Here is a 10,960-nt window from a genome sequence, read left to right as displayed (position 1 = left end):
CTCCATACCAGCAGCACTTGTATTCCAGCATCCGCCGGAACATCCCCCATCCCACATCCAGGATGGACCGGGAGAGATAGGGGCTCCGCGCCAGGCCCCGCACGTTCAGGTCCTCCACCACGATGACCGGCTTGGTTTTCGCCAGCTCGGTGGTGATCTTGTGCAGGAAGTCCCGGCGGATGTTCCGGATCCGCCGCTGCAGCCGGGCCAGGCGCAGGGCGGCCTTCTCGTAGTTGCGGGAGAAAACCGTCCGCTTCCGCTCCTTGCCCGTCTCCGGGTCCTGTTCCACCACCGTCCGCTTCTGTTTGCGGGAGAGCTGCTTCGAACGCCGCTTCAGAAGCCGCAAGGCCTTCTCCAAGGGCTTCGGGGCCTCAATCCGCGTGCTGTCCGAGAGAACCGCGAAGGCTTCCAGCCCCACATCAATGCCCACCACATCCTCTGGCCCCCGGACCTCCCGAGGCTCGGGGTCTGGGCGCTCCACCTCGCAGGTCAGGCTCACAAACCAGCGATCCGCCTCCCGGGAAACCGTGGCCGAGAGGATGCGGGCCTTTTTCGCATGAAGGAGCGCCAGGAGTTTATCCGTCCGCTCCTTGGTGCGCACCTTGCCGATACGTGGGAGTTGCACGTGGCGAGGCGTGACGCGGATGGAGCCAGTCAGCCGCGCCTTGTTATCCGCCAAAGCCTTCTTGCGCTTGAAGCGGGGGAAGCCGGCCCGCCCCTCCCGCCAGTTGCGAAAAGCCCGCTCCAGGTCTCGGAAGGCCTCTTGGGGGGCGCACTTGGAGACCTCTACCCACCAGAGGGCGTTCTCCCGCTTCCAAGTGTTCCACTCCTTGTGGAGGTCCATCGCGGATGGGATCCGCTCGCCGCGCGCCAGGGCCTCCCGACAGCGGGCCAGACCCCAGTTGTAGGCGAAGCGGGCCGCCCCCACGTGCTTCGCCAGGGCAATCTGGGCTTTTTGGTTCGGGTCCAGTTCAAAGCGAAAAGCCTGAGTCACTCGCATTCCACCGCCTCCAATGAGAAGGCTAATGAAGACAGCGCCTGTTGGCAACCGCGGAACAGCGCGGGCGTCAGCGATCATCCAGATCCGTCCCTCCATCCCCGCGCCCTCTCCGGAATGAACGCGCTCGCTCATGCCGACGCACAAGGCCCGACACAATCCTGCTTATGGCCCCGCTTCTATCAGCGCCTCGAGAAGCGTCCGCAGCAACGGCCCCAGGCTTGGGTCCTCGAAGAGAGCCCCGAACTCGCTTGGGGGAAGATCCGCCGAGGTGATCCCGCTTCCGGCCACCCACCGCCGGAAGAAGGCCTCCGCCCGCTCCCTTCCCCAGACCTCCGCCAGCGTCTCCTGCCAGGATTCCCCAGTGGCCCATCCCCAGCGGTGCTTCTCTAGATACCGCCGCAGGAAGGCAAAGAACCGCTCCTCCCCCATCTCCTGGCGCAGGGCCTCCATCATCCAAGCCCCCTTTCCATACACGATCGCCGCGTAGTCCAGCATGGAGTAGTCATCCGTCGAAAGATTCAGGGGGAGATCCCCCTCCGCCAGGCGAAGCCGATAGGGGAGCAGCACGAGGAGATCCCAGGCCGTCCGGGCGGCCTCCAGGCCGCGGGCCTGTTCCACCCAGAAAACCGAAGACCAGTTCGTCATCGCCTCGTCCAGCCAGGGCTCCCGATAGGCGTCGTTGCCCACCATCCCATACCACCACTGGTGGGCGACCTCATGGGCGATCACGAAGCCGGGAACGTCCAGGTCGCTGGATCCGCCCAGCATGCCGCCGAGATCGCCCATCCCGAACACGTCCTCGCCGATCATGATGAGGCCGCTGGCCTCCACCCCCGCCGCGCCGCCTCGCAGGGGAACTTCCACCAGGTCCAGCTCGGAGAAGGGATACGGGCCAAAGGCCTCCCCAAATCGCTCCAAGGCATCCAGCGCGTCCTCCACGGCCTGCTGGGCCTCCCGGGCTCCGGCTTTCCGGAAGAAGCCCCGCACCCGGACGCCGTTCCGCTCCTGGACGATCTCCTCCATCTCCCCGGCGACCAGGACCAAGTTGCGGACGTAGGGGGCGACGATCTCCACCTCGCGCCATCCGGGCGGGCCGGAGGCCTCCTGAACGATGACGCCGCTGGCGGATAGAGCCGTCCCCTCCGGCAGCCGCAGGCGCAGGGCGAAGTGGGCCGCCTCCGCCTGGTGAAGGTCCCCGTTCTCCCACGGCGGATCCAGAACACAGCGGCCCTCCCGGATGCGGGCCAGTTCGGGATAGCCATAGTAGAGGACCAGGAGGCCGTCGGGGGTTTTCTGCATCAGCCCGTAGCCGCCGGCCCGGCTCCCCACGGTGACGGTGAAGGGCATCTCGATGGCGATCTCCTCCCCGGCGCGCAAGGGGACCGGCAGCGTGACCGTGAAGGCCGTCCGATCGCCGCTCCAAGCGGGACGGACGGCCTGATCCCCGACCCAAACCTCCCCGACCTCCAGGCGGGCGCCGCCGGAGGAGGGCGCGTGGGCCCAGGCCCGGAAGCAGATGGCGGAAAGAGGCGGTCCTTCCCGATACGGGAGGGAGAGGATCAGGCGGCCCCGCAGGCGCCCCCGGTCCGGCTCCAGCATCCCGCCGATCCGGTAGATGGGACGATCCGGATCCGCCGTTTCGCCTTTCGCCAGCCCGACCGCCCAGTCCGGAACGGGGGGCGGATCCGGGAGATCCGCAGCGAAAACCTTCGGCCCTTCCCGCGCCCCGTCCGGCGATGCGGTAGGCGTGGCCGTTGGGGTGGGCATGGGGGTGGCCGTGGGGGACGGGGAGGGAGACGGCCGGGAACGAGGCGTCGCCGCTTCGGGAGCCGGTTCCGCGGCGGGGAGCCTTCGGGCGAGCTCCGGGCCCGCCAGGACCCCCAGGGCGAAGCCGGCCGCGCACGCCGCGCCGGCGATGCCGAGCAGAATCACCCCCACCGCGATCCATTTACCCCAAGGCGCTTCATGATTCATTCGTGCTGCGCCTCGTTTCGTGTTCGCATCCTCCCTATCGGAGAGAGCCCCGGGCTGCCTCTGGATCGGGAGCTCGAAGGACCGCGCGGCCCGCCGCGTCCGATCCACCGTTGCAAAGGTCAGGAGCATCCACCGCGCGGGAAACCACCAGGGAGTGCGACGATCCTCTCATCCGCCGAGGGACCTTCCCCGGACGAACGGTTGTGGCCTTTCACAGCCATCGCCCTCCATCGGTTCTGGGCATTAGCGCGCTTCTGACGGATCAGACTTCGGCGAGCGTGGAGCAGGGTGTGAAGAGAACGAGGTGCCGATTGTGCCCATTCCGACAACCCAGGCCACGAGCAGAGCCATCATAGCGATCAGGCTGATCGCTGCGCCGGCCCTCGCTGTCATCCAGAATACGATCCAGCTCACAGGGACGACCGCCGCGCTGCCGAAAACGACCCATCGAGGAAGGACGTTTAAGCCACGTCCTCGAGCCCAGGCCGTAGGATCCGAAGCGCCCATCCCTCGCCGCAACATAGCGGATGCACGCCCGGAAAGAAAAGCAAGCCCGCTGGCGATGGCAGCCAGCTGCCCCACCGGAAGGAATCCCCTCAAGAAGGCAAAGTCCACAGGCTCGCCGGCGGCGAAGAGGATCGCAGCCAGGGAACCCATCCCCGCCAGGGCGGCGATGGCCGCAAGGCGAGGAGAGGGAAGCGAAGAGACAGAACGCTCCACAGTACGAACAACCGCCTGGGCCTGTTCCCCCAGCCTTCCTTGCCGTAGCTGCTCCCACAACCTCCAGGCTTCCTCCTCCGGCAGCTCTTCGATCGATATCCCGATCCGATCCGAAAGGCCCTGAAGCAGTCCCCTGAGCGACTTCCGGTGAAGAAAGAGGGCCATAGATCCTGTCGTTTCGCTTGAGGGATACGTGAGAAACAGCCCTCGCGTCCTACCTCCCTCCCCCCACAGAAGGAACAAGTTGTCGAATTCATCCACCTGCTCAAGGCGAGCGCCCTCATCCTCGCGGACAGGAGGGGAGATCATCACTGCCAGATCCGGGCCGCTCGGGGAGCCATCGAGGGTGGGAAGGATCTCTTCCGACAGGCGCCGGAGGGTCTCCGGGAACGAAAGAGGAATGTGAACGGCGAGCAGAGGGACAACCCTCAGCTCCGGAGTCCATCTCCCTCCGAACCGGATGGCAAGTAAGATCACGAGCAAGAGGAAGATCGATGCGCGGACCGCGAAGATCCAGTCTGACACCTCCCACCACATCTCACAGCCTCCTTAAGAAGCCTCCCCCCGCAGGGAGAGGACGATCCGCCCACCCAACCAGCCGCCCGCCGCCGAGAGCGGAAGGAGCAGCAGAGCGCCGATGCAAAGAACGATGAGGATCCCCACCGCGAGACCCATCGTCGTTTCCCCCGGCGCGGGGCTTTGTCCAAGCTGACGCAGGAGCTCCTCTTGCGCCCTCTGGATCGCTCCCGTGGCCAGCCCGAGGAGCGTCGCTAAGAGCAGCCCGATGAACGCTCCGACCCCAAAGGCGAGTCCGCTGAGAACCCCTACGCGGGAGGCCTCCGGCCGGGAAGCCCCTGGCGGGACCGCGCAGGCCGCCGCCCCCGAGAGCACCCCTCCGACCGGCCCGCAACAACAGCAGGTGATCAGAGGCGTAATCACGCTGGCAATCAAACCTGAAAGAACCCCAAGAAGCGCCGCCAGAACATACGTGAGGGGTCTCCACATCATCAGTCCCTCCGAGAGATGGCATTGATACGGACAAGAGCCGGGAGGAGATCCTTCCGACCGCTTCGCCGATGGCAGAAACCGGAAACCCCCGCATCGGGCATAAACTCACCTTCCCACCGCCCGATCAGGGGCCGTGTCTCCCTCGAGAGGGGAGGATCCTTTGGTCCGCTCAGCCCTTCACCCGACGGATGAACTCCTCGATGGGGATGGCCGGCAACGTCATGATCTTCACGCTGCCCCGCGCGGCCAGCTCCACGGAGACCCGGGCCACCGTCTCGTTGTCGGGGGCTTCCACGACGTTCACGAAATCATACGGCCCCAGCACCGCATACTGGGCCAGGACCTTCACCCCCATCGCCTCCACCTCGCGGTTGACCTCCAGGATCCGCTCGGGGCGCTCCCGGATCGTCTCCGCCCCCTCGCCTGTCAACGTGCTGAGCATGATATAGATCGCCATGGTTCCCCTCCTTTCTCTGGATTCTGGATAGGGATCTTCCGCCATGCCGCCCCCCGAACGCCTGGCCGCTACCGGATCTGGAAGCGGGCAGCGCCGATCCGCAACACCACCGCCTCCCGATTCGCCAGCGCGAAGCGCAGCTCGAACCCCAGGGTCCGACCCGCCGGGATCGTCCACGGCAATGCTGGAGAGGCATCCAGAAGGGGGATGGGTTGACCCTCCGGCCCTGCCAGCTCCACCTCCTCCGGGGGCACGACCACCGGTTGATCCCCGGTGTTCCCCACCCCGCCCCGGATCACCAGCGTCTCCTCCTCCGCGGACCATTGGGCGCTCTGGATCTGGATCTGCAACCGGGCCTCCGGCGGCGGCGTCGGGGTGGGACGCGGGAGCTCGAATTCGACCTCCACCGGCATCAGGCGGCCGGGCATCGGATTGAACCGCCAGGTCAGGATCCCCATCGCCCGATCCCGGGGGAGGAGGAACGCCGCCACGCCGCTGAAGGTGTCCCCGGGCCGGACCTGCCCGGCGGGCCGGGAGATCTCCCCCAGGGGAACCGGCTGATAGCGCCGGCCGGAGGCATCGATCAGGAGGATCTCCGCTCCCTCCAGGGAGAGCGGCGGCTCTCCCGAATGGTCCAGCTCAAAGCGCACCAGGACCCCCACCGACTCCGCCGGGATGTCCGGCCCTTCCGCCCGCGCCTCCACGCCGGACACCGTCAGACGAACCGGGCCGACCTGAACCGGCACGCCGATGGGCACGCGCCCGGCGGCCTCCCCGAAGGCGGAGGGCTGAGCCAGCGGCACGGCGATCACCGCCCAGCGAGGCTCCCCGCCGGTAAGCAAAAGCGTCAGCCCAGGGCGCTGCTGCGCCAGGATGTCCACATCGGTCGGTTGCACCGGTTGCTTCCCGACCACCTGGAACCGCAGGACCGGCCCTGCGCTCATCTCCACCTCGATGGGATCCCCTTCTTGCAAATCCTCCACCAGACGTCGGGTCTGCGGGCGGCCTGGCAGCCCGAACACTGGATTCACCACGGTCCCTTCCATCCAGTAGGCCACATCCCCTCCTCCGGCTGGCACCGGCCAGCGCCCGCCCTGAACCGGGAGCGGGCGGACCGAGAAAGCGACCTCCTTCACCCGGATACGAACTGGCACAGGACCCACCGGCGCCCCAGCGGTCGCCGGAGCCGGGGTCGGGGCCGCCGAGGGTGCCCCGCGGAGCAGGAGGATCAGGCCAGCGAGGAACAGGACCAGACCCAGCCCCCCGATCCCCGCGCTGATCCCTACCAGCGGACGGAGGGACGGAGGGATCTCCTCCCAACGCCGGCGGATCCGTTCGAAAACCCGTTCCAGGGCTATCTTTCCCTTCGGTGGCCCCAACGGCCCCTGGAGATCCATCCCCGCCTCCCGAATGAAGGATCCTGCCCTTCAGGGCAGCCGGTCCGGCAGAGGAACCGGGTTCAGGCGGATGAGGACGGTCTCGCCGCTCTCGACCGGCCGCACGATCCCCAGATAGGGCACGACCAGCCGGACCGTCCCCTCGGCGAAGCCCACGAGCGAGGCCTGACCCTCTTCATCCGTGGCCGCCTGCGCGATCCAGCGCCCACCGCGGAGGGCGATCAGACCCACGGGCATCCCGATCACCCCCTCCCCCGCATCGGGGGCGCCGTTCCCGTTGGCATCGTAATAGATCCGCACCGTTACCTCGATGCGGCGCCCGGCGGGGGTAGGTGTGGCCACGAGGGGCTGCACCTGCAGACGGAGCGGCGTCGGGGTCGCCGGCGGGGTGGGAAGGAGAGTGGGGAACGGCGTGGCAGTGGGCGGCGGCGGGACTTCCGTGATCGGCCGCGGGGTGCGGGTCGGGGTGGGCGTGGGCGTCGGCGGCAGGCCCACGCTGCACTGCAGGCTGTAACCGGAGCCGTAAACAATCCCCCGCCCCCCCTGCCCGACCAGCACATACATCCAGCCCTCCCAGGTCACCCCGACCGTCACCCGGCTGCGGAGCTCCCCGGCCCGCGGATCCACATCATCGTTGCCCGCGATCCCGTTCCGGTTCGCGTCGTAGATGATCATGTTCGTGTCCGTCCCCGGGGTGAGGTCCAAGGTCTCGCAGGTCACCACCATCCCTGGCTTCACCCAGAGCTTGAAGAAATCGTTGTCCTCGGCCCCGGGGACCACCGGCACGAAGTTCAGGCCGGTGTATTTGGCACCCAACCCGATCAGCGTGGCGTGATCGAAATCATAGTTCGGCTCGAAGGCATCAGGGGTCCCCGCCGGGGTCGCCGTGGGCGGAGGGGTGGGCGTGGACGTCGGAGGTGGCGTGCCGGTGGGAGTCGTGGAAGGAGTAGGAGTGCTGGCGATCTGGGCAACGCTCAGAAGATAACTCACGATCACCGGCGCAGGCGTCGGCGTTGGAGTGGGAGTGGGCGCGGAGGGAGGCTGAAAGCTCAACGGCACCAGCTCAATGTAATATGTCCCGGTATACGCCCGCCAGCTGATGCTGGCCGAGGCGGAGGTGATCGACTCATCAATGAGACTCAATGCGCCGTCGAGAACTCTCAATCGCACGATGAGCTGGTTGGGATTGTAAATCAAGTTCAGGGAGACGCGGTAATTATTTCCTGACATGGTGGCAACTTTGTAGTAATCGAGGTCGCTAGTGATGATCGCGGTCGTCGTGATGCCCGTGGCGCCCTGGACAGTATCCCCCAGGGTGACGGTCATCGCCTGGCTGGGAGAATCGTTCGGCTCCACCTCACTGGTGGGAGTCGCCCCCGTGGGCGAGTGGTGGCTCAGCAGGAGGGCCAGAAAGCCGCCTGCGAGGGCCATGAGGGAAATGCGAAGCGCTCTGCGAGCCCAGCCAACCCAGGTGCGATGCATCACGGCCTCCCCGATTCGGAGTGGATCAACTCCCGGATCGCTTCCAGCAGCTCTTCCATCGCGAAGGGCTTGAGCAGGAAGCGATCGGCGCCGGCGGCGCGGGCGGCCACCTCCTGGTCGTCCCCCGAGACGATGATCACCCGGGCTGAGCGAAGATCCGGGTCAGCCCGCAGGGCCTGGAGGAGACCTGGAGCCCGTACCCTCCCCAAATGGAAATCCATCACCACCACGTCGGGTCTCGTCTCCCGAATGCAATCCAGCACCCGCTCGGTGGCCGGGCACAGCACCGCGCGGTAGCCCTCGAACTCCAGCAGCGCACCCAGCATACGGGCCATCTGCGGATCATCCTCAACGATCAGCACGGTCGTCATCGGAACCCCGTCAGCTGCTTTCTCGCTCAGCGTGAGGCCCGGCCGCCCCGGGCCTTCGCCGGCGCGCGGGAGCGCCGCGCTCCGTCTTTGGAGACCGCCCGAGCACCCTCCCGGCGATCCTGCAACGCTACCTGCAGGGCCTCATCGATGGTCTCCACCAGCACGAACTGCATCGCCTGGCGGACGTCCTCGGGCACATCCTCCAGATCCTTTTCATTCCGCTTGGGAAGGATCACCGTGCGCAGGCCCACCCGGTGGGCCGCCAGGGCCTTCTCCTTGATGCCCCCCACGGGCAACACCTTCCCCCGCAGGGTGATCTCCCCCGTCATCCCCACGTCCGGCCGGACCGGCCGGTCGGTGAGCAGGGAGACCAGAGCCGTGACGATGGTGATGCCCGCTGAGGGACCATCCTTGGGCACCGCCCCCGCCGGCACGTGGATGTGGATGTCGCTCTGATCGAAGAAGCGCTCCGGGATCCCGTAGTCCTTCGCGTGGGCCCGCACGTAGCTTAAGGCCGCCTGAGCGGACTCCCGCATCACTTCCCCCAGGGAGCCCGTGAGGACGAACCCCTTGCTCCCCGGCATCCGGGTGGCCTCGATGAACAGCACATCGCCCCCCGTCGGCGTCCAGGCCAGCCCGATGGCCACCCCGGGGACCTCCACCCGATGCGTGATCTCCTCCTCCGTGAACAGCGGCTTGCCCAGATAGCGGGGGACGTCCTCGGCGTCCACCATGGCCGCCTCCGTGGCCCCCTCGGCGATGCGGGTGGCCACCTTGCGGCACACCCGCCCGATGGCCCGCTCCAGGTTCCGGACCCCCGCCTCGCGGGTGTATTCCCGGATGATCCGGCGCACCGCCGCCTCGGTGAAGGTGATCTCCCCGGGCAGGAGGCCGTTCTCCCGCAACTGCCGCGGGATGAGATAGCCCATAGCGATGTGGAACTTCTCCGTCTCTGTGTAGCCGGGGATGAAGATGATCTCCATCCGATCCCGCAGCGGCGCAGGGATCGTGTCCAGCTGGTTGGCGGTGCAGATGAAGAGCACCTGGGAGAGATCGAAGGGCACATCGAGGTAATGATCCCGGAACTCCCGGTTCTGCTCGGGGTCCAGCACCTCCAGGAGGGCTGAGGCCGGGTCGCCCCGCCAGTCCGCCCCGATCTTGTCCACCTCGTCCAGCATGAAGACGGGGTTGCGGGATTCCACCCGACGCAACGCCTGGATGATGCGCCCGGGCATGGCCCCGACGTAGGTCCGGCGGAAGCCGCGGATCTCCGCCTCGTCGCGGATGCCGCCCAGGGCGATGCGGGTGAACTTGCGCCCCATCGCCCGGGCGATGGATTGGCCCAAGGAGGTCTTGCCCACGCCTGGTGGCCCCACGAAACAGAGGATGGCGCCCTCCCGAGCCCGACGGATATAGTCCCGGGTCTCCAGCTCCTCCAGCTGCGCTGCCCGCTCCTGCTTCAGCTTGCGCACCGCCAGATACTCCAGGATGCGCTCCTTGACGTCCTGCAGGCCATAATGATCCTCATCCAGGACCTTACGGGCGTGGGCCACGTCCAGGTTGTCGGGGGTGGTCTTGTTCCAGGGGAGGCTGACCATCCAGTCCAGGTAGGTGCGGATCACGCCGTATTCGGCGGAGGCGGGGGGCAGCTTGGCCATACGCTCCAGCTCCCGCAGGGCCTCCCGCCGGGCTTCCGGCGGCATCCCGGCCTCCTCGATCTTCCGCCGGAACTCCTCGATCTCCATCTGGTGTTCGTCGGCCTCGCCCAGCTCGCGGCGGATGGCCTCCAGCTGCTGGCGGAGGAAGAACTCCCGCTGCATCTTCTCCACCTGGGCCTGGGCCTCCGACTGGATCTTGCGGCCCAGCTCCAGGACCTCGATCTCGCGGGTCAGGATGGCGATGAGCTTATGCAGCTTCGCGGCCACGTCGTCCAGCTCCAGGATCTCCTGGGCCTCCTGGAGGGACATCCGGAGATACGTAGCCACCGCGTAGGCCAGCTGCCGGGGATCCTCGACCGCCATCGCCATCGACCCCAGCTGATCCGGGAGGCCGGGGACCAGCTCGACCATGCGGGCGAAGAGCTCGGCGGTCTTGCGCCGGAGGGCTTCCAGCTCCGGCCCGGGGGTCATGGTCTCGGGGTGGCGCTCCACCCGGGCCTTCAGATAAGGCTGGGTGGCCGTGTATTCCAGGATGCGGATCCGCTCCAGCCCCAGCACCAGGATGCGCATGGTGCCGTCGGGCATCCGGAGCAGGCGCTGGATGAGCGCCAGCGTCCCGACCGTATAGCAGTCCTCGGGCATCGGCTCCTCCAGCTCCGGCCGCTTGCTGGCCACCAGCCCGACCAGCTTCTTGCCCAGGACCACATCATCGACCAGCCGGATGGAGCGGGGCTGCCCGATGGCCAGGGGGACTACCGTCAGGGGATAGACCACCACGCCCCGCAGGGGGAGGATGGGGAGCTCTTCAGGGATCTCCACTGCGGGCTCCTCCCCGCCCCGCTCGGGCTCCGGCCTCACCCCCATGGGTGGGATCTCCTCTCCCTCATCGCCCA

Annotated in this window: 8 protein-coding genes; all 8 read right to left on the bottom strand. The window is 67.3% G+C overall.

Going from position 1 to position 10,960, the window contains the following annotated elements:
* On the bottom strand, window positions 1-1,000 hold a 1,000-nt coding region (locus tag CFB18_RS02440), incomplete at its 3' end, for an RNA-guided endonuclease InsQ/TnpB family protein (RefSeq protein WP_088570232.1).
* 162 nt (window positions 1,001-1,162) lie between these two features.
* Window positions 1,163-2,974: a M1 family aminopeptidase gene (locus tag CFB18_RS02435; RefSeq protein ID WP_143597488.1), complete on the bottom strand. Its 1,812-nt coding sequence runs from the start codon at window positions 2,972-2,974 to the stop codon at window positions 1,163-1,165.
* Window positions 2,975-4,243: 1,269 nt separating this feature from the next.
* Window positions 4,244-4,702: a hypothetical protein gene (locus CFB18_RS02425; protein WP_088570229.1), complete on the bottom strand. Its 459-nt coding sequence runs from the start codon at window positions 4,700-4,702 to the stop codon at window positions 4,244-4,246.
* Window positions 4,703-4,871: 169 nt separating this feature from the next.
* Window positions 4,872-5,159 carry a GYD domain-containing protein gene (locus CFB18_RS02420; protein WP_088570228.1) on the bottom strand — a complete coding sequence of 96 codons (288 nt, stop codon included), beginning with the start codon at window positions 5,157-5,159 and terminating at the stop codon, window positions 4,872-4,874.
* A 68-nt stretch (window positions 5,160-5,227) separates the two neighbouring features.
* A complete protein-coding gene (locus CFB18_RS02415; RefSeq protein WP_088570227.1) occupies window positions 5,228-6,556 on the bottom strand; it encodes a hypothetical protein in 1,329 nt (442 codons plus the stop codon).
* A gap of 30 nt (window positions 6,557-6,586) precedes the next feature.
* A complete protein-coding gene (locus CFB18_RS15520) occupies window positions 6,587-8,038 on the bottom strand; it encodes a hypothetical protein (RefSeq protein WP_088570226.1) in 1,452 nt (483 codons plus the stop codon).
* On the bottom strand, window positions 8,038-8,409 hold the full coding sequence (locus CFB18_RS02405) for a response regulator transcription factor (RefSeq protein WP_088570225.1): 372 nt from the start codon (window positions 8,407-8,409) through the stop codon (window positions 8,038-8,040). The genes CFB18_RS15520 and CFB18_RS02405 overlap by 1 nt, the downstream gene beginning before the upstream one ends.
* 26 nt (window positions 8,410-8,435) lie before the next feature.
* Window positions 8,436-10,931, bottom strand: coding sequence for an endopeptidase La (gene lon / locus CFB18_RS02400; RefSeq protein WP_088570234.1), 2,496 nt, complete (start codon window positions 10,929-10,931; stop codon window positions 8,436-8,438).
* Between the last annotated feature and the right edge of the window lie 29 nt (window positions 10,932-10,960).

This window comes from Thermoflexus hugenholtzii JAD2 (assembly GCF_900187885.1).
GTDB lineage: Bacteria > Chloroflexota > Anaerolineae > Thermoflexales > Thermoflexaceae > Thermoflexus > Thermoflexus hugenholtzii.
The sequence above is the reverse complement of the archived record's forward strand: the minus strand, read 5'-3'. Positions and strand labels throughout refer to the sequence as shown.

Excerpts from the sequence above, each read along its gene's own strand:
- CFB18_RS02420 (WP_088570228.1), bottom strand. The coding sequence starts at position 5,159 with ATGGCGATCTATATCATGCTCAGCACGTTGACAGGCGAGGGGGCGGAG.
- lon (WP_088570234.1), bottom strand. The coding sequence starts at position 10,931 with ATGGGGGTGAGGCCGGAGCCCGAGCGGGGCGGGGAGGAGCCCGCAGTG.
- CFB18_RS02425 (WP_088570229.1), bottom strand. The coding sequence starts at position 4,702 with ATGATGTGGAGACCCCTCACGTATGTTCTGGCGGCGCTTCTTGGGGTT.
- CFB18_RS02415 (WP_088570227.1), bottom strand. The coding sequence starts at position 6,556 with ATGGATCTCCAGGGGCCGTTGGGGCCACCGAAGGGAAAGATAGCCCTG.
- CFB18_RS02405 (WP_088570225.1), bottom strand. The coding sequence starts at position 8,409 with ATGACGACCGTGCTGATCGTTGAGGATGATCCGCAGATGGCCCGTATG.
- CFB18_RS15520 (WP_088570226.1), bottom strand. The coding sequence starts at position 8,038 with ATGCATCGCACCTGGGTTGGCTGGGCTCGCAGAGCGCTTCGCATTTCC.
- CFB18_RS02435 (WP_143597488.1), bottom strand. The coding sequence starts at position 2,974 with ATGAATCATGAAGCGCCTTGGGGTAAATGGATCGCGGTGGGGGTGATT.